This window comes from Streptomyces sp. A1136 (genome assembly GCF_004795055.1).
Classification (GTDB): domain Bacteria; phylum Actinomycetota; class Actinomycetes; order Streptomycetales; family Streptomycetaceae; genus Streptomyces.
On sequence record NZ_SSBJ01000019.1, the window covers coordinates 114,214 to 135,957 of the forward strand.

Sequence of the window (21,744 nt, forward strand, 5' to 3'; positions counted from 1 at the left end):
CAGGGCTCCTCGTACGGGCTTTCGTATTTTTCGCCGCCGGATCCCGTTCGCCGTCGTACGGCGCCCGACGCTCAGCGCAGGCGGACCGGAAGGTCGAACAGGTCGTTCTGGGTCAGGATCGGCTTGTTGCGCAGTTCCTCGCGCGGGACGGCGAGCGCGAGGTCGGGGAAGCGGGCGTAGAGCGCGGGGAGCGCGACGAGCGCCTCCAGGCGGGAGAGCGCCGCGCCCGGGCAGACGTGCGGGCCGTGTCCGAAGGAGATGTGCCGGTTGGGGGTGCGGGTGACGTCGAACTCGCCGGCGTCCGGCCCGTGTTGGAGCTCGTCGCGGCCGATGGCGCCGAAGGAGACGATCAGGCCCTCGCCCTTCGGCAGGACGCGGTCACCCACCTCGATGTCCTCGGCGGCGAAGCGGATGAGGACGTGCGAGGTCGGGGTGGACCAGCGCAGGGTCTCCTCGATGACGTTCTCCCACGGCACCTCGCCCTTGAGGACGCGTGCGCGCTGCCCCGGGTGGGTCTCCAGGGCGACGACGGCGTTGACGATGAGGCTGATGGTGGTCTCGTGACCGGCCGCGACCATCAACTGGAGGGTGTTGGTGATCTCCTCGGTGCTGAGGTGGTCGCCGTTCTCCGAGGCCGCGAGCAGCGCGCTGGTCAGGTCGTCGCCCGGGTTCTCCCGCTTGGACTCCACGATGCGGGAGAACAGCGCGGACAGGTCGGCCATCATCTGCGGGACTTCCTGCGGCAGCGTCTGCGTCGAGAAGAACTTCTCGAACAGGGCCTTCAGGCGCGGGTGTTCGGCGGTGTCCACGCCCATCAGCTCACTGATGACGTTCATCGGCAGCGGGTAGGCGAACTCCGCCTTGAGGTCCACGGTCGCACCGGCCGGCAGTTCGGCCAGCCGGTCGAGCATCCCGTCCGTCAGGGCCTCGATACCCGCGCGCAGCTTCTCCACCCGGCGGACGGTCAGGGCCTGCGCGACGAGGGTCCGCAGGCGCCGGTGCTCGTCGCCGTCGACGGTGAGCATGGAGCGGCCGGGGTTGGCGAGGCCGATCAGCGGCCAGTCCAACGGTATCTCGCCGCGCTGCCAGGCGCCCCAGACGTCGATGTCCTTCACGAGGCGGGGGTCGGTCAGCAGCGCCCGGGCCTCCGCGTGGCGTGTGACGGCGTAGACGTCGACGCCCCCGGGCAGGACGACCCGGGCGAGCGGTCCGGCGGCGCGCAGCGCGGCGCTCTCGGCGTCGAGGTCGGCGACGAAGGGGTCCAGGGTGATGGCGGCGGGTCCCGTGTGGTCGATCGGGCACGTCATCCGGAGGCTCCAAGGGCGGGGGTCGGGGTGAAGGTCACGGGCAGCGCGGAGAGGCCGCGCAGCCAAGGCGAGGGCCGCCGTGCGAGGTCGGCGGCGGGCACGGCGAGGTCGACGTCCGGGAGTCGGTCGAGGAGGACCTCGATGCCGGTCCGGGCGATGGCCTCGGCGATCTCCTGGGCGGGGAAGGGGCAGCGGTGTTCCCCGTGTCCGAAGGAGAAGAAGGCGTTGTTGCCGCCGGTCAGGGCCCCCGCGTCGGTGCGCACGTGCGGGTCGGCGTTGGCGGCGGCGAGACCGAGCAGCACGAGGTCGCCGCGGTTGATGCGCTGTCCGCCGAGGCGGGTGTCGCGGGAGGTCCAGCGGCCGGCCACGTTCTGGGTGGGCGTGTCCTCCCACAGGACCTCGTTCATCGCCTCGCCGACGCTGTGCCGGCCGCCCGCGAGGGAGGCCGCGAAGCGGTCGTCGGTGAGCATGAGGCGCAGGGTGTTGCCGATCCAGTCGGCGGTGGGCTGGTGGCCGGCGGCCAGCATCACCATCAGGTCCTGCGCCATCTCCTCGACCGTGAAGTCGCCCCGCCGGGCGAGCATCCGGGAGACGACGTCTTGGCCGGGTCGCACCAACTTGTCCGCGATCAGCGCGAACATCGATTCGGCGAGGTGCTGCTGGCCGTCGAGGGCGCCCTCCCGGCCGTTGATCATGTCGTTCATGGCGGTGACGAGGCCGGGGCCCTGTTCGTCGGAGAAGCCGTAGATCCGGGCCAGGACGCGCAGCGGCAGCAGCATCGCGTACTGGCCGACGATGTCGCACTCGCCCTTGCCGCACAGCCCGTCGATCAGCTCGTCCGCGAACCGTTCGGCGTGCCCCTTCAGTTCGAACGGGTCGACGGCCTCCAGCGCTCCGGTGATGACCTCCGCCCGCTCGCGGTGGCGTTCGCCGACGGTGTAGAGGATGGAGGGCTGTTTGCGGCCGATCATCGGCAGGAGCGGCCAGTCGGCGGGGATGCGGTCCCACTGGTTCCACAGGTCGGAGTCCCGGGAGAAGAGCTGCGGGTCGCTGGTGACCTGGTGCAGCTCGCGGTAGCCGAGGACCAGCCAGGCCGGGACGTCGCCGTCGAGGACGACCGGGGCGACGGCGCCGTGGTCGCGCCGCATCTCCCGGTACAGCGCGAGGGGGTCGGTCTGGAACCGCGGACCGCCGAGGTAGACGGGCTGCGGTTCGCGGTCGGCGGGGGTGGTCACGGGGTGGGCTCCGGGGTGTGGGACAGGGCGGCCGTCTGGAGGTGGCGAACGAGGGAGATCAGGACGTCCTTGCCGGACTCGCGCGAGCGGGCGTCGCAGAAGACGAGCGGCACCTCGGTCGGCAGGTCGAGCGCCTCGCGGACCTCTTCGGCGGTGTGGCCGGGGCCGCCGAAGTCGTTGCAGGCCACGACGAAGGGGGTGCCGTGGTGTTCGAGGCGGTCGATGGCGTACCAGGAGTCGGCGAGGCGGCGCGTGTCGACGAGGACCACCGCGCCGAGGGTGCCGGAGAACAGCCGGTCCCACAGGAACCAGAAACGTTCCTGCCCGGGGGCGCCGAAGAGGTAGAGCACATTGTGCGCGTCGAGGGTGATCCGGCCGAAGTCGAAGGCGACCGTGGTGGCGCTCTTCCCGGCGACGCCTTCCGTGTCGTCGACCCCCTCGCCCGCCTTGGTCATGGTCTCTTCGGTGTTCAGCGGCCGGATCTCGCTGACCGAACGGACCATGGTGGTCTTGCCCACCCCGAAGCCGCCCACGATGACGATCTTCAAGCCGTTGTCGGCGGTGCTGCTGAGGGCCTGCCGGGTTTCACGCCGGTCAGAGGTTGCGGAGTCCAACGAGCACCTGCTCCAGGATGTCGGGGTCGGGAAGGCGGTACGCGGCACGCGGGTGCCGGGCGCTGATCCGGCCCGTACCGAGCAGGTCGGCCAGGAGGATCCGTACGATCGACACGGGCAGGCCCAGCTCGGCGGCGATCTCGACGACCGCCGTCGGGTAGTCGCACATCCGCAGGATCGCCGCGTGTTCCGACTGCATGCCCGGTACGGGGTCGCACTCCGCGACGATCAGCGTGACGAGGTCGAAGGCGTCCGAACCGGAGCTGCTGCGGCCGCCGGTGAGGGTGTAGAGCCGGTCCGGGGAATCGTCCCGGCCCGGCCTGGTCCGGCTCAACCCCGGGGCCTCGCGATCAAATGCTCGCTCAGCTGCTCCACCAGTTCGGACATGTTGTGGCCGACCAGGCCCGCGTCGGCGTCCTCGGCGGCGACGAGCGCCAGGTGTGCTCCCTCCCCGGCCTCCACGATGAACAGGATGCCGCCGTAGAACTCGGCCATCGCGGAGCGGACTCCCCCGGTGCCGTCACCGAACTCGATGGACGCGCCGTGGGAGAGGCTCTGGATGCCGGCGGCGATCGCGGCGAGCTGGTCGGCCTGGTCGACGGAGAGCTCGGGGGTGCGGCACAGCTTGAGGCCGTCCCGGGAGAGCACGAGCGCGTGGCGGGCGCCGGGGGTGCGTTCCAGGAGTCCTTCCAGGAGCCAGCTGAGCGTCTCGTCGGTCGTGGAGCCGGTCATCGCGTGTTGCCTTCCGGGTGCGTGGTGTTCGTGGGCTGCTGGGCCGACGCGCCGCGCACGGCCTGCCGGAAGCTGCCGAAGCGGGCGGCGGACCGTGAGGCGCCGGTGGGGGCGGCCGGGGTGACGGCCGCGCGGGCGGCGACCTCGGGTCCTTCGGGGTGGGCGGCGGCCAGGGTGCGGCCGCGCCGTCGCCGGGGCAGTGCCGTGTCACCGGACCGGGGGTCCGCGTCAGCGGTGGCCGGGCCTTCGGCAGGGACCGTGGACGCGGCGCCGGGGGCGCCACCGTCCGCGGGGCGGGTTCGTCCCTTCGCGCGCCCGGCGCCACCCGCGTCGCCGCCGTCGCCGTGCGGGCGGGACCCGTGGTGCACGACCGGTTCCCCGGTCCGCTCCCCGGCGGTCGCGGCCACGAGGGCGGGCGTCGGCCCGGCTTCGGCCGGGGCACGGCTGATCAGTTCCTGCGGCAGCATCATCAGCGCGCCGGTCCCACCCCGCGCGGAGGGCCGGAACGACACGGTCAGCCCGTGTTTGCGGGCGAGCCGGCCGACGACCGCGAGCCCGAGGCGGGTTCCGGAGAGCCCGGCCAGGTCCAGGGATTCGCCCTGCACCGCCTGTTCGGCGCGGCGCAGCTGGACCTCGCTCATGACCAGGCCGCTGTCCTCGACGGTGATGCAGACCCCGGCCGGCACCTCCTCCACGTACACGTGGACCTCGGCGTTCGGCGGGGAGAAGTTGGCGGCGTTGTCGAGGAGTTCCGCGAGGGCGTGCATGACGCCCTCGGCGGCATGTCCCGCGACGGCGGCGTCGCTCGTGGAATGCAGCCGGACCCGCTGGTAGCCGCCGATCCGGCCCATGGCGCCGCGCAGGATCGACTCCATGACGATCGGCTTCGCCCAGCGGCGGCCCGAGCGGGCTCCGGTGAGGACTGCGATGGAGTCCGCGAGGCGGCCCGCCTGGGCGGTGCGGTGGTCGAGGTGGAGCAGGTCGCCGAGCACGTCCTCGTCGGCGTGGCGGTGTTCCATCTCGCGCAGGTCGGCCAGCATCCCGGTGGCGAGTGCCTGCATCCGGCCGGCCGCGTTGGCGGCGGCGGCCATGGCGGCCGCCCGTCCGGACTCGGCTCGCCGCAGTTCCTCGCCGAGCCGCTCGCGCTCGGCGAACCGGGCGACGGTGACGAGGTCGAGTTCGACGGTGTGGGCGTCCTTCAGGCCCTTGATCTCCGCGGCGTGCTCTCGGGTGAGGCGCGCGCTCTCGGCGGTGCGCGCGGCGGCGTCACGGGCGGCGTCGGCGGTGAGCCGGGCCAGGTGACCGTCACGCGTCGCGATGTCGGCGCGCAGTCCGGCGATCCGGCGTCGCAGCCCGCGGTTGGCGCGCGTCAGCCAGGTGACGGCGAAGGCGGCGACCGAGAGCAGCAGGACCCCGAAGACGGAGAACCAGCCGAGGGGGACGCGGACGGCCGACGGGGCCGCGGCCACCGCCGCCGTGCAGAGCACTCCGGCAGCCACCGCGGTGACGAGCAGGGCGAGCGCGGAAGGGCGAAGGGGGGAGGGCGACGCCGTCATCAATCAAAGCCTCAAACCGGGGCGTAAATGGAAGAGAGGGTTCCTGTGGCAACAAGCCCTCACTATAAGAGAATTGTTGATCAGTTTGGAAAGTTCTTGGTAACTGTGACGCTGAGTAATGGCCACTTAAGGCAGTTCTCATGCGTTTTCTGCGGAATCCCCGGCCGCTACCGGACGATCATCACATTGCGGCCATGGCATCCTGTGACGTCACAACTCGCCGGGCGGGATCGGCGGACGTCCGGAAAATATGGGGAAGGTCCATGAGGCTCTGCTTCCTGGTGGAGGAGCACTACCGCCACGACGGCATGCCGAACGAGGTGATCCGGCAGCTGACGGCGTGGGGCCACCAAGTGGACGTGCTGCGGCCGGGCGGCTCGCTGTTGCGCATGACGGACCTGGTGCGGACCGGGGCGCACGACGCCTGGGTGCTCAAGACGGTGTCCGGCGGCCCCGGGCTGACGCTGCTCGAGGCGGCGGCGGCGACCGGCATGACGACCGTCAACGACGCCCGGTCGATCCGAGGCGTACGGGACAAGGCACTGGCCGCCGCCCTCGGGCGCGCCCGGGGCCTCCCGCTGCCGCCGACGTACGCCGTGGCACGCCCGGAACTGCTCGCGGAGATCCCGGCGTCCGAGTACCCCCTCGTCGTCAAGCCCTCGGACGGCAGCTCCGGCCGGGCGGTGCACCTGGTGGCCTCCCCCGACCGGCTCGCGGCGCTGCTGCCGCGGTTGGCCGGGGAGGGCATGCTCATCGCCCAGCCGTACGTGCCCAATTCGGGCACCGACATCAAGGTGTACTGCGTGGGCGGGGAACTGTTCGCCACCGAACGCTGCTCCCCCCTGCACCCGGACCGCTCCGTGCGCGAGCGCCGCGTGCCGCTCCCCGCCGAGGTCGCCGCGATCGCCGCGCAGGTGGGCGTGGTGTACGGGTTGGACCTGTACGGCCTGGACGTGCTGCTGGGCCCCGACGGGCCGGTGGTGGTGGACGTCAACGACTTCCCGAGCTTCCGTCAGGTGCCCGAGGCGGCCTCCCGCGTGGCCCGGGCCGTGCTCGACCTGGCCCGCGGCGGTGGCGTCGGGCAGTGTCCCCCGCCGCGCCCCACCGCGCTCCACGTGTCGATCCCGGCGCAGGTCCCGGCCCGGGCGGGTGACGGCGCGTGAGGGTCGGCCTGATCACCGCGGACGCCGGGCATCCCCTGCTGGCGGGGGCGGCCGCCGCGCTCGGCCCGGAGCACGAGGTGGTGGTGCTGGACCCGCGGAACGCGGACGCGGAGGCGGTGGCGGCCGGCGCCCGGGCGGACGTGTACCTCCTCAAGGCCCGCGATCCCCGGGCCCTGGAGCTGGCGCGGGCGCTGGAACGACGGGGCGCGCCGGTGGTGAACACCGCGGCGGCCACGGAGCTCTGTCAGGACCGTACGGAGATGGCGGACCTGGCCCGGCGGGCCGGCCTGCCCTTCGCCGCCACCACGGCCTTCCCTTCCCTGGACCGCCTGGCCCGGCAGGCCGGCGACGGGTCGGGGCTGCCGGGGCCTGCGGGGCTGTCGGGACAGCGATGGCCCGTGGTGGTCAAGAGCCGGCGCAGCCGCAAGGGCGACCTGGTGGCACGGGTCGACGACCCGGCGCGACTGCGGGAGCTGGCGGCCGGGTGGGGCGAGGAGCCGGTGGTGGTACAGGCCTTCGCGCCCAACAACGGCTGGGACCACAAGCTGTACGCGATCGGCGACCGGGTCTTCGCGGGCCTGCGGCGCTCGGAGATGGCCCCCGAGGGCCCGGAGGACGACCGCTCCGTTACAGCCCCTCCCGCACGGTGGGCGGAGTTGACGCTCCGGGTGGGGGAGGTCTTCGCGTTGGACGTCTACGGGGTGGACATCATCGACACCGGCGACGGCGCCCCCTTGATCGTGGACGTCAACGCCTTCCCGGGCATGCGCGGCCGGCCCGGCGCCCCGGAGGCCCTGGCGGCCCTGGCCCTGCGCCGCGCCGGGTGACGCACGGCCCGGCGCCCGGGCGCAGGGCCACCGGTCGGACATCAGGCCACCGGTCGGACACCACGCCTGCCGGGCCGCCGTCGGGGGGCTTTCCGGGGCTCAGCTACGCCCCGGACAGGGGTCGCCCGCTCCTCGCCTTCCGGCGCTTGGCCCCGAGGAACCCGAGGACCAGGGCGAGGGCCGCGACCGCCGCTCCCGCCACCGCGAGCAGCCAGGCGGGTACCCCGCCGACGGTCATGAGTTCGTCGTGGTAGACGGCCCGCCGGTACGGGGTGTCCTCGGCGGTGGCCCGCAGCTCGTGGTCCCCGTCGATACGGGCCGGTTCCGGGAACTCCTGCTCGATCGCCGTGAGGAACACCGGTCGGTCACCGCCGGTCAGTTCCGCCACGGAGTCGCGCGGGGTGACGGTCCCGGCGAAGGCCACCGTCGGCGGGGCCCCGCCGATCGGGGAGACGGGCTCCATCCGGTGCTCCGCGAGGACGTAGAGCCCGAGCGACTGAGGGGTCTTGGCCATGCGGGAGAGCCGCATCGGGTAGACGAGCCGGTCGCTGTCGAAGCGGATGCGCAGCGGGTCGAGGTCTCCGCCCAGCGCCTTGGTCCGGTCCCGGGGCGCGAGGCGGACGGCGACGTACTCCCACTTCTGGTCGACGTACGGCCTCAGTTCGGCGGACAGGCCGGCCGGCATCGTGAAGCCGTTGGCCTCCAGCCACCGCCGCAGGGCGTCGGGGTCGGTGGCCGTCAGGCGCGCGACGTCGAAGTCGCCGAGTCGTTCGCGCCCGACGACCCCCACGGGCGGGGCGCCCGCGCCGGGCATCGCGGCGCCCACCCCGTCACCGGAACCCGAGGAGAACGGCCAGTCGTGCTCGCGCGGCCAGAAGTAGCCGCGCGTCCTGCGCTCGGGCACGGTGAGCCGACCGAGGTCGGTGAACAGCTCCGCCTTGCCCAGCTCGACCGTGGCGCGGCCGGGCACCGGCATGATCCAGGCGGCCTTCCTGGCGTCCCCCTCGACCCTGAACCGCATCACGATCTGCTCGATCCGGCCGTCCCAGCGCAGGACCGAGGTCTCTCGCGCGACACCGATCCGGGAGAAACCGTCGGGGATCATCGCTCCGCAGCCGCAGGCGTACGCCGGGCCGACGAGGGACCCCAGCTGCGTCGCGAGCAGGGCGAACACCAAGGTCAGGACTCTTCGTCTTATCGTCGTGTTCCACACGGCGTCTGGGACGAACGACCACCGGATGCGGTTCCTCGCCCTCTGGTACGGCCCCGCGCCGGGATCTCATAATTGCGCCATGAGACGGACGGACAAGCCGCTGCGCAGCCCCTTGGTACCGGAGGCGGTGGAAGCCGCGATCACGCGGCACGACTGGGAATCGATCCCGTGCGGCTGCGGGCGCTCGGCCGGGCATCTGGAGGAGATGCTGTGGGACGCGGCGGAGGGGCATCCGGCCGCGTTCCACGCCCTGGCCGGTCACGTCTTCACCGAGACCAGGCTCCAGCCCCCCGCGCCCGCCGCGTGCGGGGTGCTGATGGCCGTCTGGGCGGCGGGGCCGCCCCGGGAGACCACCCGGGAAGCCCTGCTCTGGACGCTGCTCGCGCTGCTGGGCACCGAGGACGACGGGGGTTCCCACGAGGCCGGTCTGTACGGACAGTGCGCCGCCTTCGTCCGTACGGCGCTCCCCAGCCTGCGCCGGGAGGCGGCGGCGGGACCCGGCTCGGTGACGGGCGCGTACGCGAAGGGCGTGGTGGAGATCCTCGACCTCTGCGCGTAGGGCGTTGAAACTCCCGCCCGGCCCGCCGGCCGCCCGGCGCTGCTTTCGAAACACGCCCCGGCGCGCTCAGACCGCCCGTACGGCGACCCCTTGGCCGGTCAACGCCTCGACGGCGGAGGCGGGCGCGCGGTCGTCGGTGACCACGGCGTGCAGGGCTGAGGCGGGGGCGACGAACGCCAGGGCGGTCCGGCCGAGCTTGGCCGCATCCGCGACCGCGATCACACGGCGGGAGGAGGCGATCGCCGCCCGCTTGACCGCCGCGTCGGCCAGGTCGTAGGCGGTGAGGCCGTCCGCCGGGTCCAGGCCGCAGCAGCCGAGGACGGCGGTGTCGAAGCGCAACGCGGCCAGTGAGGCCTCGGTCAGCGGTCCGGTCAGCGCCAGTTCGCCCGGGCGCGGCCGGCCGCCGGGCAACAGGAGCGTCAACCGGGGCGCGGTGACCAGGGCGTTGGCGGCGTGCAGGGACAGCGGCATGACGGTGAGTCGCCTGTCCTGTAGTTCCCCGGCGACCGCCAGGCAGGTCGTTCCGCTGTCCAGGACCACCGACTCCCCGTCGGCCAGGAGCGAGGCGACCTCGACGGCGATCCGGTGCTTGATGTCACCGCCCTCTTGGGTGCGCAGCGCGAACGGCGGTTCCTCGCCCCGCAGCAGCAGGCTCCGGGCCCCGCCGCGGAACCGTTCCAGCACCCCTTGCTCCGCCAGCACCTCCAGGTCCCGGCGGACGGTCATCTCCGAAGCGCCGGTGAGCGCCGCCAGTTCGGCCACGCTCAGCTGCCCGCTCTCGCGTACGGCTCCGGTGATCCGCCGCAGCCGTTCCATACTCGCCATAGAGTTATTGAACATGAATTGTGTTCGCAACTCAACCTGGCGAACATGAAAAATGTTCTCTACGGTGATGGGCATGAGCCGAACCCTGCGGGCAGCGCGTCTCGCCACCTTCTCCTTCTTCGCACTCAACGGCTTCGTCATGGGCGTCTGGATCGTCCACATCCCGGCCGTGGAACAACGCACCGGGATCGGTCACGCGGCCCTCGGTTCGCTGTTGTTGCTGCTCGGCGCGGGTGCCTTCCTGGGCATGCGGCTCGCCGGCCCGCTCACCGACCGCATCGGCAGTCACCGGACGGTCCCGGCCGGCGCGGCGGTGTGCAGCGCCGCGCTCGTGCTCCCGGCGCTCGCCGGCCAGGCCTGGACCCTGGGCGCGGCCCTGTTCGTCCTCGGCTTCGGCAACGGCTGTCTCGACGTCGCCATGAACACCCACGCGGTGCAGGTCGAGCGGGGTTACGGCCGGCCGGTGATGTCCGCCTTCCACGCCGTCTTCTCCGTCGGCGGGGTGTTCGCGGCCGTCGGCGGCGCACTGACCCTCGCGCTCGGCTGGAGTGCGGCCGTGACCTTGCCGGCGGTGTCCGGTCTCGGGCTCCTCGTCACCGCCCTCTCCGCGCCGGCCCTGCTGCCGCACACGGCACCCGACGTCGAGCGGCCGGCCGCGACGCGTGTGAAGCGCCGTACGCCCGGGCGGATATGGGCGCTCGCCGCCCTGGCTTTCGCCCTCATGCTCTGCGAAGGGGTGGCGAACGACTGGAGCGCACTGCACGTGCGCGATGTGCTCGACGCTCCCGCAGCCACGGCCGCCCTCGCCTACGGCGCGTACTCCACGGCGATGACGGCGGGGCGGCTCGTCACCGACCGGGTGGTGGCCCGTGCGGGCGCGGTGTTCGTCGTGCGGTACGGGGCCCTGCTGGCCGGCGCCGGGCTGACGGCGGCGGCGCTCGGCGGGTCGGTGCCCGCGGCCCTGGCCGGCTGGACGGTGTTCGGCGTCGGGCTGTCCGGCTGCGTCCCGCAGTTCTTCAGCGCGGCCGGGCACGCGGACCGGGACTCCTCCGGGGCGAACGTGTCGCGGGTCGCCGGTCTCGGCTACCTCGGCATGTTGGCCGGTCCGGCGGTGATCGGGCCGTTGACCCGACTGGTGCCGCTGAACCTGGCCCTGCTGCTGCCGGTGGCACTGTGCCTGGCCGCCGCCGGGGCGGCCGGGGTCCTGCGCCCGGCCCCCGTCCCTTCGCAAGCCCCGGCCGGCGCCGCGGCGCCGTGAGCCCGACTCACCGGGCCGCCCCGTCCGTAGCGCCGTCAAACCCGGCGGGCGAGGGCCGCACTCACGAGGACCCTCCCCCGCGTCGCCCCGGGGTGCTGCAGGCCGGGTGCCGGGGCCGGGGCCCGGGAACGCCCGGCACGGCACTGACACCCGGGCCGGCCCCGGGCAAACGGCTACGCGCCCGCGGCGACTCCCCTCGTAGGTCGCCGGACCAGGCATTCCCGCAGGACGTCGACGGTGACGTCCTCCAGGGTGCCCGCGAAGGTGCGCGCCGGGGACTGCGGCACCCGCAGCAGTGACGGCACCACCAGGACCGCACACCCGGCCGCCTCCCCCGAGGCCGCGCCGTCCGGGGAGTCCTCCACGGCGACGCAGTCGCCCGGGGCCACGCCGAGCCGCTCGGCGGCCGCCCGGTACGGCTGCGGGTGCGGCTTCGTCCGCTCGGTGTCGTCGGCCGAGACGGTGAGGGCGAAGGGCACGCCGGCCAGGGGGCCTTCAAGCACCGCGTCCACGACCACCCGGGGCGAGGCGCTGACCAGCGCGAAGGGGACTCCCCCGGCCTCCAGGGCGCCCAGCAGGCGCCGCGCGCCGGGGCGAAGCGGCGCCCCGGCCCGCACCCGGCGCAGGAACGCCCCGGTGAGCGTGGCACCCACCGCGTCGGCGTCGCCCGTACCCGAGACGCGTACGAGGTGCTCGGCGGTGTCGCGCACCGCCCGCCCGACGACCTCGGGCGCGTCGGCGTCGCCGAGCCGGTGACCGAGGCCGCCGGCGACCTCATCGGTGGTCTCCCACCACAGCACCTCGGTGTCGACGAGCGTGCCGTCCATGTCGAACAGGACCGCGCCGAGCCCGCTCATCCGGCGCGCTCCACGACGGGCACGGGCCGCTCGGCCGGCGCGACGCTCGCGCGGGCCCCGGCCGCCGGGCCGCCGGCGCGGGGCCGCGTACCCCGGCCGGACCGCGGGTGGGCCGTCGTCGGGGCCCGAGGGGCCGGGAGCCGGGCTCGGGGCGCTCAGTGGCGGTGGGCGGCGCGGCGTCGTTTTTCGGCTGCGGCGAGGTCCGCGTGCGCCTGGTCCCGCGCGGCCCGGGCGCGGGCGGCGTCCCGTTCCAGCCGCTCCACCTCGGCGTCCGCCTCGGCGACCCGCTCCAGCGCCCGCTGCCGGGCCTCCTCCGCCGTGCGCAGCTCCTCCTCCCGTGCGGCGGCGGCCCGCTCCGCCTCCCGCCGTTCGGCGTCCGGGTCAGGGACCGGCTCGGCCTCGGGACCGGCTTCGGGGCGCGCCTCGGCGGTGCGCGCCACGGCGTCCGGGGCCGCCACCGGGAACTCCGTCACCGCCGCCGGCGCCTTCGCCAGCCGCCCCGACGCCCAGCCCTCGGCCGCCCCCGGGTCGGCGAGGACGGCGTGCAGGATCTGTTCCACCTCCCGCTCCACCGCCTCCGACACCGGTGTCCCCGCCTCCTCGGCCAGCCGTACGGCCTCCCGTGCGAGCGCCCCGATCACCACGTGCTGCTCGTGCGAGAGGTTCCGCAGCTGCTCGCCGTCCAGGTCCCGGTGCGCCTCCCGCAGCGCCCGGCCGAGTTGCAGGAACTGCTCCGCCTCCTCCGGCTGGGCCCGCACCAGCGTGTTCGACGCCCAGGCGGCCAGCGTCGGCCGCCGGAGCGCCGCCACCCGTTTCGCCGCGGCCTTGTCGCCCGCCGCTTTCAGTCGGGCCGCGGCCGCGTCCCGCGCCGCGGTGAACCCGGCGGGCGGCGGCACGTAGAGGGCGTCGATGACCTGCTCGACCTCGTCAAAAGCATCCACGCCGACCACTGTCGGTCATCACCGGCCGGGTACGACGGACCCCGTCCCCCGCGCGCCGCGTGCGGGCGTCACCTCCATGGGCCGGGTGTCGTTAGGCGCACGGGGTTGACTCGGGGGGCGAAGGGATGACGGAATGCGGCAGTTTCCTCTGGAGATGCACACCTTGGCGCCCGGGCGGGTGGTCGAGTGGCGGGTGCGGTCCACGGCCGCCCAGGCCACCGCCCCGGGCGGTCCGGCGGGCAGGAAGGCGTCCTTCAACCAGGACAAGCACTTCACGGTGGCCGAGGAGAGCCGTGGGGCCGACGACCCGGTGGCGTCCTGGCTCGCGGTGACGTTCGAGGTGCGCGGGGCGCTCGACGAACAGGCCCTCGCCGAGGCCCTGCTGGCCTTCGTCAGGCGCCACGAGGTGCTGCGGTGCGAGTTCCGGCGCTTGGCCGGGGAGCTGGCGTGCGAGCCGCTCGCCGCGGACGAACTCGCGCTGGACGCCGTACCGGTGGGCGAGTTCGCGACCACAGAGCTGCTGCGCGCCTTCCTGGTGGAACGGTTCCGGCGGAGCATCGACACGCTGTCGTGGCCGCTGTTCACGATGGGCGCCGTGCTGCGCGAGGACTGCGCCACCGTCTACCTCGCCTTCGACCACATCGTCTGCGACGGGATGTCGATGCCCATCGTGGTGAACGAGGTGCTGACCGCCTACGAGGCCCTGTGCCGGGGCGAGCGTTCCGCCCTGCCGGCCACCGCTCCCAGCTACCTCGACTTCGCCGAGGAGCAGCGACGGCGCTACCTCTCCATCGACGCGAGCGACGAACGGCTCGGGTACTGGAAGTCGTTCATCGCGCGCAACGGCGAGTTCTTCCCCCGGTTCCCGCTGGACCTCGGCGTGGAACCGGACCGGATGTACCCCATCGTCAACGAGGCCTCTCCGCTGCTGGACGCCGGTGAGGCGGAGGTGTTCGACAAGTCCTGTGCGGCCGTGGACGGGAAGCCGTTCATGGGGGTGCTGGCCGCCGTCGCGCTGTCCCTGCGGGAGGCCGGCGGGCCGGGCGTCTACCGGGGTTTCATGCCGGTCAGCGAGCGCGGCCGCGAGGGCTGGTCCGATTCGGTCGGCTGGTTCGTGAACACCATGCCCATCGAGTTCGACGCCTCGCCCGGGCGGGATTTCGCCGAGGTGATGGCCGGCATCCGGACCGGCTTCGGGGAGTTGCTCCGCCACATCGACGTGCCGTTCGTGAGGGCGTGGGAGCTGCTGGCGCCCGAGGAGTTCGCGGCCCGTTCCTGGCCCTACCCGGTGAACTTCTTCTCGTACATCGACATGCGCAAGTGCCGGGGCGCTGAGCGGCACGAGGACTGGCGACCCGCGTCGCACGTGTGGTCGGCGCGTGCGAACGGGGCCTGTTCCTGGTACCAACGCGACGCGGACGGGCTGCACATGAACTCGATCTACGTCGACACCCCGGCCGCCCGCCGCACGATGGGCGCCTTCCAGGAGGCGTTGCGCGAGACGGTGCGGGACATCGCCCGCTCCGGCGGTTTCCGGCGCCCCATCGCGCTGACCGCGCCCCGGCGCCCGTCGGACGCGCCCGTGCGGGTCTGACCGGCGTGCGGTCCGGAACGCGACCGGGTCGGCCCCGGGCCCGGTCCCGTCTCGGGGCTTTTGCGGCCGTCACGAGGCGCCGCCGGTGCGCGCCCGCCCCAGCAACAGGTCCCGCTCTCGCGCGTTGCGGGTGAGGGAGGCGGCCCGTTCGAACTCGGCGCGGGCCTCCGCCCGGCGGCCGAGCCGCTCCAGCAGGTCGCCCCGTACGCTCGGCAGCAGGTGGTAGCCGCGCAGCGCGGGCTCCTCCGCGAGGGCGTCGACCAGCGGCAGGGCCGCCTCGGGACCCTCGGCCATGGAGACGGCGACCGCCCGGTTCAGCTCGACCACCGGCGAGGGGAGCAGCCTGACCAGGCGTTCGTAGAGGGCGGCGATCGTCTTCCAGTCGGTGTCCTCGTACCGGACGGCCCCGGCGTGACAGCCGGCGATGGCCGCCTGGAGGGAGTAGGGGCCGGCGCCGGCGCGGCTCACGGCGTCGAAGCCGCGCCGGATGAGCATGCGGTTCCACTTGGCCCGGTTCTGGTCGGCGAGCAGGACCGGACCGCCGTCGGGCCCGGTTCGGCTCGCGATCCGGGAGGCCTGGAACTCCAGCAGCGCCGCCAGGCCGTGGGCTTCGGGTTCCCCGGGCATCAACGCGGCCAGCACGCGGGCGAGCCGCAGGGCGTCCTCGCAGAGGGCGGGGCGGACGAGGTCGTCCCCGGCGGTGGCCGAGTACCCCTCGTTGAAGACGAGGTAGATCACTTCCAGGACGGAGGCGAGCCGTTGTTCGCGGTCGCTTCCGTACGGGACCTCGAAGGGGACGCGGGCCTTGGCCAGCGTGCGTTTGGCGCGGACGACGCGCTGGGCGACGGTGGGTTCGGAGGTGAGGAAGGCGCGGGCGATCTCCTGCGTGGTCAGGCCGCCGACCAGGCGCAGGGTGAGTGCGATCCGGGCTTCCGCGGTCAGGACCGGGTGGCAGGCGGTGAAGACCAGTCGGAGCAGGTCGTCGTCGATGTCGTCCGCGGCGGGCGGTTCGGGCGGGGGCGGTACGTCTTCCAGGGCGCGGCCGACCTCCGCGAGCTTGCGCGCGTAGGTCTCCTTGCGGCGGACGAGGTCGACCGCGCGGTGCCGGGCGGTGGCCATGAGCCACGCGCCCGGCTTGTCGGGGACGCCGTCCCGCGGCCACTGTTCGAGTGCGGCGACCAGGGCGTCCTGGGCGATCTCCTCGGCGATGCCGACGTCCCGCACGATCCGCGCGACGCCCGCGATGATCCGCGGGGACTCGATCCTGAACACCGTTTCGACCGCTTGGGCCGGGGTCACTGCCGTCACGGCCACCCATCAGAGCAGCCGTGACGATGCGGGGCAAACGGGGCTCGGCCCGCGCGGCGGGGTCAGCCCTCCGCGATCTGCCGGAGTTCGGCGCCCACCGTCCAGTGCTCGGGGTGGACCTCCAGGAACCGCCTGGTCCACTCCAGGGCCTCGGCCTTGTCCTTGGCCTGGAGGATGGCGTAGCCGCCGACGACCTCCTTGGTCTCGGTGAAGGGGCCGTCCGTGTGGCTGAGCTTGCCCCCGGACCAGGTCACGCGGGTTCCTTCGGAGGTGGGGAGCAGTCCGGCGGTGTCCAGCATCACCCCCGCCTTGGTGATCTCCTCCAGCAGGGCTCCCATCCGCCGCTCGAAGTCGGGCGGGAAGGGGGTGTCCGCGGGGAGGCTCTGCTCGTCGATGCGGATCAGGGAAAGGAAGCGCGGCATGGTGACTCCTCGGTCGGTGGGGCGGGGCTGTCCCGCCTTTCACTCCTGTGTCGAACGGGAGGCCCCCGGATCGACAACTCCCGGCAGGTTTTCTTCGGGAAGTCCTACGGATTCCTTTCCGGCCCGCCCGACCGCTTCGCCATGACGGCCGCTTGCTACCGGCGAGTAGGATCGCGGGGCCGTCCCCGCCCGCCCCTCCGTCCCACCCCGCCGTCCCGCCTCCGAGAGGAACCTCATGCCGCGCACCCCCTCCTCACCCCTGCTGCTCGCCGGTCTGCTGGCGACCGCGGCAGTGGCGCACGCGGTCGCGCCCAAGCAGTTCGACGCGATCGTCCCGCGCTCCCTGCCCGGCACGCCCCGCCAGTGGACGTACGCGAGCGGCGCGGCGGAACTCGCCCTCGCGGCCGGGATCGCCCACCCGCGCACCCGTCGGGTGGCGGCGCTCGCCACGGCGGCGTTCTTCGTCGGCGTCTTCCCGGCCAACGTCAAGATGGCGGTCGACGCCCGGGGCGGCGCCCCCGCCCGACAGGCCGCGACCCTGGCCAGGCTGCCGCTCCAGGTGCCGCTGGTGCTCTGGGCGCGCAAGGTCGGCCGGGGCGCCACGACCGCCTGACGTCCCGCGCGTCCGATCCCGCCCCCGCGGCGGAAGTGACCACGGAGCCCCCGGTCGCGCGTCGGTGGACCGGGGGCTCGCCACGCGGCCCCCGCTCCCGGCCCCTTCCCCGCCCCGGTCAGGGACTGTCCCCCGACCAGTCCCAGCGCTCCGGGTCCGTCGCGCGGCGGCGGTAGTGGGCACGGCCGCCCGCCCCGTAGCGACCTATCTCGGTGGGGAGGCGGGCCTCTTCGGCCAGTCGGGGTCCGCTCCAGCCGGTGACGTCGAGCAGGAGGCCGTCGAGCGGCCCGCCCACGAGCTCGCCGTAGTCGTGGCCGGGGCGCGGTCCCGGGTCGGGGTCGTCGTGGTCGGCGCCGTAGACCCGGCGCCGCAGCATCCTGTCGTCCATGCGTCCAGGCTGCCGGCCACCACTGACAACGGACCCCGCCGTCACGGGGATGATGGGGTGCCCGGCCGGACCGAACCCGCCTGGGCCCGTCGAGACACACGAGGAGCAGCACCCATGGCACGTCGGGTACACCAGCCGCTGGAGGACCAGGAGTTCGATTTCATCCTGGGAATGTCCCCGGGGCCGGTTCTCGCCTACTTCACCGGCACCTGGCCCAAGGCCGTGGAGGCCTGCCGGGCCATGGACGTGCTCGTCGGCGAGGCGGCACAGGAGTACGGGGCTCGACTGACCGCCGTGCGCACCGACATCACCCGATGCCCCGGCACGACCAGGCGTTACGGTGTCACGGGGGCACCCACGGTGGTGCTCGTCCAAGACGGCGGGGCGGTCGCGACCCAGGCCGGTCCGCTGACCCGCGAGGAGTTCCGGGCGTTCCTCGAAGCCCACCTCTGACCCGACCGACGGGCCGCTGGGCCCTTCGGGGGACCCGCGCCCGGTCTGGCCGAAACTCCCATGGTGAGATAGGTGCCTAGGGCATGTAATGGAGCCGGCAAGACGGACCATCGCTCGCGAGGTGCTGCATGACAGAAACCGTTGCCTTTCCCCAGGACCGAACCTGTCCCTACCACCCTCCGGCGGCCTACGCGCCCTTGCGGGAAACCCGGCCGCTCTCCCGCGTCACCCTCTTCGACGGCCGCTCGGTGTGGGTGGTCACCGGGCACGCCGAGGCGCGCGCCCTGCTCTCCGACGGGCGGCTCTCCTCCGACCGCCAGAACGCCGCCTTCCCCGCCACGACCAGGCGCTTCAAGGGACTGACGGCCCGCCGGACGGCCCTGCTGGGCGTCGACGACCCCGAACACAACGCGCAGCGCCGGATGTTGATCCCGAGTTTCTCCCTCAAGCGGACCGCCGCCCTGCGGCCGCGGATCCAGGCGACCGTGGACCGACTGCTCGACGAGATGATCGCCCAGGGGTCACCGGCGGAGCTGGTCGGCGCCTTCGCCCTGCCCGTGCCGTCCATGGTGATCTGCGCCCTGCTGGGGGTCCCGTACGAGGACCACGAGTTCTTCGAGGCTCAGTCGAGGCGGTTGTTGCGCGGGCCGGAGCTCTCGGACGTGGAGGAGGCCCGTCACAACCTCGACGCCTACCTGGCGGAGCTGATCGCGCGCAAGCGCACCGAACCGGGCGACGGACTGCTGGACGACCTGATCGCGCAGCACCTGGAGACCGGCCGCACCGACGTCGAGGAACTGGTCGCCCTGGCCGTGATCCTGCTCATCGCGGGGCACGAGACCACGGCGAACATGATCTCGCTGGGCACCTTCACCCTGCTGCGCCACCCGGAGCAACTGGCCGAGTTGCGCGCGGACCCCTCGCTGATGTCGGAGGCCGTGGAGGAGCTGATGCGGTTCCTGTCGATCGCCGACGGCATGCTGCGCGTGGCGACCGAGGACATCGAGGTCGGCGGTGTCACGATCGGCGCAGACGACGGCGTCGTCTTCTCCACTTCGGTCATCAACCGCGACGAATCCGTCTTCACCGATCCCGATTCACTGGACTGGCACCGCCCGACCCGCCACCACTTGGCGTTCGGTTTCGGCATCCACCAGTGCCTGGGCCAGAACCTGGCCCGCGCCGAGATGGAGATCGCGCTCGGCTCGCTCTTCGGCCGGCTGCCCGGGCTGCGACTGGCGGCCGATCCGGAACGGATTCCGTTCAAGCCGGGCGACACCATCCAGGGCATGCTCGAACTTCCCGTGGCATGGTGAGCGACATGCGGATCTCCATCGACCAAGGCGTCTGCATCGGCGCCGGACAGTGCGCGCTCACCGCGCCCGAGGTGTTCACCCAGGACGACGACGGCTTCAGCGAACTGCTGCCGGGCCGCGAGGACGGCCACGGCAGCCCGCTGGTGCGCGAGGCCGCCCGCGCCTGCCCCGTCGCGGCCATCTCCGTGGAGGAGGCCTGACGGAGGCCGCGCGGGGCCGTGCCCGCAGAGCACCCGGGCACGGCCCCGTGCGGTGACCCGTGTGGGCGGTCCTACCCGGCGAGCGTCGCGACGGCCTCGCGTTCGAGCTCCGAGCAACGGTCGACCAGGTCCGCGCACGCGTCGAACAGGGCGCGGCGCTCCTCCGCGTCGGCTCCGGGCGCCGCCGCTCGGGCGAGGCCGGCCAGTCGCGACCAGTGCAGACCCGACTCCCGGAAGAGTCCCGCCGCCTCGGGCCGGCCGGCGAGGTCGAGGAAGTCGGCGTAGAGCGGCCGGGTGGCGCCCGGCGCGGTCCACTCCTCCTCCAGGGAGGCGTGCAGCCGCCGGCCGGCGGCGCGGAAGGCCTCGGGCGAGCCGCCGAACCGCTGCCCCCAGCCCGCGGCCGTGGCGGTGTCGCGCAGGTCCGCGGCGAGCCGGTCCATGCCGGAGAACCCGAAGTTCACGTCGAACCGGTTGCCCAGCACCGGCCCGTTCAGGCGGCCGACGGTGGCCGCGACGGCCGCGTCGAGGTCCGGCTCCGCCTCGGGCGGTCCGGTGGGCACGACCAGTTGGTGGCGGCCCGTGGGATGAGCGCTCCAGGCCGCCCCGAACTCCTCGCGGTCGATCCGGTACGGCGCCGCGGCGCCGTCCTCGACGAAGAGGTCGTCGCCTTCGTAACCGGCGATGACCACGGTGTAGGCGTCGGCGCCCGGCATCGGGGCGGCCGCCTCGTGCCAGGGCAGTGAGGCGCGGTCGACGACGCAGAACACGGGCTGCCCCCCGTCGAGGGCGGCGCGGACCCGGCCCCAGCGCGGGTTGGTGCTGCGGGTGGCGTCGTAGGGGACGTGCAGCCGGCCGAGGGCGACCTGGACCCACGGCTCGGGGTGGGCCTGGGCGACGATCGTGGCGACCGGCGGGCGGTCCGGGTACTCGAAGACGAAGTACATGAAACCGATACCGCCCGCGAGCCCCGCGACCAGCGCCTCGTCGTGGGAGTTGCCCAGCGCGTGGCGGATCAGGGAGCTCTCCCGGTGGCGTCCGGTTCCGAATTCTTCGTACAAGAGCACAGTCATGCGCCCAGCGTAGTCGCGCTCAGAACTCCGATCGGCCGACTTCCTGTACAGTTGTCCAGGAAATTGTCCGCCCCTGCCTCCGGAGGTAGCCGTGCACACGGTCGCTCTCGTCCTGATCGGCGCCGTCGCCGCGCTGCACGCGTACATCCTGGTGCTGGAGATGTTCCTGTGGGAGCGGGCTCCCGGGCGCGCGCTGTCCGGGTTCGACGCGGCCACCGCGCGGCTGACCGCGCCCCTGGCCGCGAACCAGGGGCTGTACAACGGCTTCCTCTCCGCCGGGCTGGTCTGGGGGTTGGTGATCGACTCGCTCGCCACGCAGGTGTTCTTCCTGGTCTGCGTGATCGTCGCGGGGGTGTACGGGGCGGCGACCGCCAACCGCCGCATCCTGATCGCCCAGGCCCTGCCCGGAGCCCTCGCCCTCGGCGCGGCGCTGCTCGCGTCGTGAGCGGCGAGGACCCGCGCACGGCGCGCACGAAGGCCAGACTGCGCGAGGGACTGCTCGTCGAGTGCGCGGACCGATCGTTGGCCGAGGTGAGCGTCTCGGCCGTGGTGCGCCGCGCCGGGGTCGGCCGCGCGACCTTCTACCTGCACTACGAGGACCTCACCGCGCTCGCCGTGGACGCGTGCGCCGACGTCGTCCACGCGGCGGTGGACGCCCTGCACGCCTGGCAGACGGACCAGGCGGCGCTCCCCCCGGCAGTCCCGCCCGCCGCCCTGGCCGGATTCCTCTCCGACGCGGCGGAGCGGGGGCCGCTGTACCGGGCGCTGCTCCTGCCCGGTGGCCACGGCCCCCTGGGCGAGCGCCTGTCCCGGGAGCTGCGCGCCCGCGCCCGCGCCGAGCGCGCGGCCGTCGGGGCCCCGCATCCCGACCTGGTGGCCTCCGCCGTGGCCGCCGCGTTCACAGCCGTCCTCGCGGACTGGCTGCACGCCCGCGTCCCGGCCACCGCGGCCGAGCTGGCGGACCGGCTCTGGCGGCTGCTCCTCGCCCTGCACGCGGCGGGCCGGCTCTGAGCAGCGCGAGCCCCGCCGCAAGCGCTTGCGGCGGGGCTCGGGAACAGTTCGGCTCGTGAAGCGGAGTCAGTGGAGGGGGACCACCCGCTCCGCCTGCGGACCCTTGGGGCCCTGGGTCACGTCGTACTCGACCTTCGCGCCCTCCGCCAGCTCCTTGAAGCCGGTGGCCTGGATGGCGGAGAAGTGCACGAACACGTCAGGACCGCCGTCGTCCTGCTGGATGAACCCGAACCCCTTCTCCGAGTTGAACCACTTCACGATGCCAGTTGCCATGGGTACTGA

26 protein-coding genes are annotated in these 21,744 nt (G+C 73.6%); 11 read left to right on the top strand and 15 right to left on the bottom strand.

What is annotated here, in order from left to right:
- Positions 1 to 71: 71 nt before the first annotated feature.
- Genes E6R62_RS20045 through E6R62_RS20070 form a run of 6 tightly spaced genes read right to left on the bottom strand, consistent with a single transcriptional unit; the run spans position 72 to position 5,444 of the window.
- On the bottom strand, positions 72 to 1,307 hold the full coding sequence (locus E6R62_RS20045) for a cytochrome P450 (protein WP_136214851.1): 1,236 nt from the start codon (positions 1,305 to 1,307) through the stop codon (positions 72 to 74).
- Complete coding sequence (locus E6R62_RS20050) at positions 1,304 to 2,542, bottom strand: cytochrome P450 (protein ID WP_136214852.1); 1,239 nt, start codon at positions 2,540 to 2,542, stop codon at positions 1,304 to 1,306. Before E6R62_RS20050 ends, E6R62_RS20045 begins: the two co-directional genes overlap by 4 nt.
- Entirely contained in the window at positions 2,539 to 3,156 is a 618-nt protein-coding gene (locus E6R62_RS20055) for an ATP/GTP-binding protein (RefSeq protein ID WP_136214853.1), read from the bottom strand. The genes E6R62_RS20050 and E6R62_RS20055 overlap by 4 nt, the downstream gene beginning before the upstream one ends.
- Entirely contained in the window at positions 3,137 to 3,490 is a 354-nt protein-coding gene (locus E6R62_RS20060) for a DUF742 domain-containing protein (RefSeq protein WP_136214854.1), read from the bottom strand. Before E6R62_RS20060 ends, E6R62_RS20055 begins: the two co-directional genes overlap by 20 nt.
- On the bottom strand, positions 3,487 to 3,888 hold the full coding sequence (locus E6R62_RS20065; protein WP_136214855.1) for a roadblock/LC7 domain-containing protein: 402 nt from the start codon (positions 3,886 to 3,888) through the stop codon (positions 3,487 to 3,489). Before E6R62_RS20065 ends, E6R62_RS20060 begins: the two co-directional genes overlap by 4 nt.
- Positions 3,885 to 5,444 (bottom strand): sensor histidine kinase KdpD, encoded by a 1,560-nt coding sequence (locus tag E6R62_RS20070; RefSeq protein ID WP_136214856.1) that lies wholly within the window; start codon positions 5,442 to 5,444, stop codon positions 3,885 to 3,887. The genes E6R62_RS20065 and E6R62_RS20070 overlap by 4 nt, the downstream gene beginning before the upstream one ends.
- Before the next feature lie 263 nt (positions 5,445 to 5,707).
- Between E6R62_RS20070 and E6R62_RS20075 the strand changes: the two genes are divergently transcribed.
- Complete coding sequence (locus E6R62_RS20075) at positions 5,708 to 6,607, top strand: RimK family alpha-L-glutamate ligase (protein WP_136214857.1); 900 nt, start codon at positions 5,708 to 5,710, stop codon at positions 6,605 to 6,607.
- Complete coding sequence (locus tag E6R62_RS20080) at positions 6,604 to 7,434, top strand: RimK family alpha-L-glutamate ligase (RefSeq protein ID WP_136214858.1); 831 nt, start codon at positions 6,604 to 6,606, stop codon at positions 7,432 to 7,434. Before E6R62_RS20075 ends, E6R62_RS20080 begins: the two co-directional genes overlap by 4 nt.
- Positions 7,435 to 7,537: 103 nt before the next feature.
- Here the strand turns inward: E6R62_RS20080 and E6R62_RS20085 are convergent, their stop codons facing one another.
- Positions 7,538 to 8,608 (bottom strand): DUF2330 domain-containing protein, encoded by a 1,071-nt coding sequence (locus tag E6R62_RS20085; protein WP_136214904.1) that lies wholly within the window; start codon positions 8,606 to 8,608, stop codon positions 7,538 to 7,540.
- A 118-nt stretch (positions 8,609 to 8,726) separates the two neighbouring features.
- Between E6R62_RS20085 and E6R62_RS20090 the strand changes: the two genes are divergently transcribed.
- Positions 8,727 to 9,206, top strand: a complete 480-nt coding sequence (locus tag E6R62_RS20090; protein ID WP_136214859.1) for a hypothetical protein — start codon at positions 8,727 to 8,729, stop codon at positions 9,204 to 9,206.
- A 66-nt stretch (positions 9,207 to 9,272) separates the two neighbouring features.
- Here E6R62_RS20090 and E6R62_RS20095 read toward each other — a convergent pair whose 3' ends face one another.
- Positions 9,273 to 10,031: a DeoR/GlpR family DNA-binding transcription regulator gene (locus E6R62_RS20095; RefSeq protein WP_136214860.1), complete on the bottom strand. Its 759-nt coding sequence runs from the start codon at positions 10,029 to 10,031 to the stop codon at positions 9,273 to 9,275.
- Between the two features lie 73 nt (positions 10,032 to 10,104).
- Between E6R62_RS20095 and E6R62_RS20100 the strand changes: the two genes are divergently transcribed.
- Positions 10,105 to 11,289 (top strand): MFS transporter, encoded by a 1,185-nt coding sequence (locus E6R62_RS20100; protein ID WP_136214861.1) that lies wholly within the window; start codon positions 10,105 to 10,107, stop codon positions 11,287 to 11,289.
- A 173-nt stretch (positions 11,290 to 11,462) separates the two neighbouring features.
- On the opposite strand, the gene E6R62_RS20105 is transcribed toward E6R62_RS20100, so the two are convergent.
- Positions 11,463 to 12,146: an HAD family phosphatase gene (locus E6R62_RS20105; protein WP_136214862.1), complete on the bottom strand. Its 684-nt coding sequence runs from the start codon at positions 12,144 to 12,146 to the stop codon at positions 11,463 to 11,465.
- Positions 12,147 to 12,301: 155 nt separating this feature from the next.
- Entirely contained in the window at positions 12,302 to 13,087 is a 786-nt protein-coding gene (locus E6R62_RS20110; RefSeq protein ID WP_136214863.1) for a hypothetical protein, read from the bottom strand.
- 133 nt (positions 13,088 to 13,220) lie between these two features.
- Here E6R62_RS20110 and E6R62_RS20115 point away from each other — a divergent pair, with 133 nt between their 5' ends.
- The gene (locus E6R62_RS20115; protein WP_136214864.1) at positions 13,221 to 14,681 is read left to right on the top strand and encodes a condensation domain-containing protein; all 1,461 of its coding nucleotides are present in this window, start codon (positions 13,221 to 13,223) and stop codon (positions 14,679 to 14,681) included.
- A gap of 69 nt (positions 14,682 to 14,750) precedes the next feature.
- Here the strand turns inward: E6R62_RS20115 and E6R62_RS20120 are convergent, their stop codons facing one another.
- Positions 14,751 to 15,980: an RNA polymerase sigma factor gene (locus tag E6R62_RS20120; protein ID WP_136214905.1), complete on the bottom strand. Its 1,230-nt coding sequence runs from the start codon at positions 15,978 to 15,980 to the stop codon at positions 14,751 to 14,753.
- A 71-nt stretch (positions 15,981 to 16,051) separates the two neighbouring features.
- On the bottom strand, positions 16,052 to 16,411 hold the full coding sequence (locus tag E6R62_RS20125; RefSeq protein ID WP_136214865.1) for a YciI family protein: 360 nt from the start codon (positions 16,409 to 16,411) through the stop codon (positions 16,052 to 16,054).
- Positions 16,412 to 16,646: 235 nt separating this feature from the next.
- Between E6R62_RS20125 and E6R62_RS20130 the strand changes: the two genes are divergently transcribed.
- Positions 16,647 to 17,024, top strand: coding sequence for a hypothetical protein (locus E6R62_RS20130; RefSeq protein ID WP_136214866.1), 378 nt, complete (start codon positions 16,647 to 16,649; stop codon positions 17,022 to 17,024).
- 118 nt (positions 17,025 to 17,142) lie between these two features.
- Here the strand turns inward: E6R62_RS20130 and E6R62_RS20135 are convergent, their stop codons facing one another.
- Positions 17,143 to 17,412: a hypothetical protein gene (locus E6R62_RS20135; RefSeq protein ID WP_136214867.1), complete on the bottom strand. Its 270-nt coding sequence runs from the start codon at positions 17,410 to 17,412 to the stop codon at positions 17,143 to 17,145.
- A 114-nt stretch (positions 17,413 to 17,526) separates the two neighbouring features.
- Between E6R62_RS20135 and E6R62_RS20140 the strand changes: the two genes are divergently transcribed.
- The 3 genes from E6R62_RS20140 to E6R62_RS20150 all read left to right on the top strand — a co-directional run bounded on the left by E6R62_RS20140 (position 17,527) and on the right by E6R62_RS20150 (position 19,381).
- Positions 17,527 to 17,865, top strand: a complete 339-nt coding sequence (locus tag E6R62_RS20140; protein ID WP_136214868.1) for a co-chaperone YbbN — start codon at positions 17,527 to 17,529, stop codon at positions 17,863 to 17,865.
- 128 nt (positions 17,866 to 17,993) lie between these two features.
- Entirely contained in the window at positions 17,994 to 19,181 is a 1,188-nt protein-coding gene (locus E6R62_RS20145; RefSeq protein ID WP_136214869.1) for a cytochrome P450, read from the top strand.
- Positions 19,182 to 19,186: 5 nt separating this feature from the next.
- Positions 19,187 to 19,381, top strand: coding sequence for a ferredoxin (locus E6R62_RS20150; protein WP_136214870.1), 195 nt, complete (start codon positions 19,187 to 19,189; stop codon positions 19,379 to 19,381).
- 71 nt (positions 19,382 to 19,452) lie between these two features.
- On the opposite strand, the gene E6R62_RS20155 is transcribed toward E6R62_RS20150, so the two are convergent.
- Positions 19,453 to 20,451: a BtrH N-terminal domain-containing protein gene (locus E6R62_RS20155; protein WP_168714116.1), complete on the bottom strand. Its 999-nt coding sequence runs from the start codon at positions 20,449 to 20,451 to the stop codon at positions 19,453 to 19,455.
- Between the two features lie 91 nt (positions 20,452 to 20,542).
- Here E6R62_RS20155 and E6R62_RS20160 point away from each other — a divergent pair, with 91 nt between their 5' ends.
- Positions 20,543 to 20,896, top strand: a complete 354-nt coding sequence (locus tag E6R62_RS20160; RefSeq protein WP_136214872.1) for a DUF1304 domain-containing protein — start codon at positions 20,543 to 20,545, stop codon at positions 20,894 to 20,896.
- Complete coding sequence (locus E6R62_RS20165) at positions 20,893 to 21,462, top strand: TetR/AcrR family transcriptional regulator (RefSeq protein WP_136214873.1); 570 nt, start codon at positions 20,893 to 20,895, stop codon at positions 21,460 to 21,462. The genes E6R62_RS20160 and E6R62_RS20165 overlap by 4 nt, the downstream gene beginning before the upstream one ends.
- A 66-nt stretch (positions 21,463 to 21,528) precedes the next feature.
- On the opposite strand, the gene E6R62_RS20170 is transcribed toward E6R62_RS20165, so the two are convergent.
- Complete coding sequence (locus tag E6R62_RS20170) at positions 21,529 to 21,735, bottom strand: cold-shock protein (RefSeq protein ID WP_136214874.1); 207 nt, start codon at positions 21,733 to 21,735, stop codon at positions 21,529 to 21,531.
- Between the last annotated feature and the right edge of the window lie 9 nt (positions 21,736 to 21,744).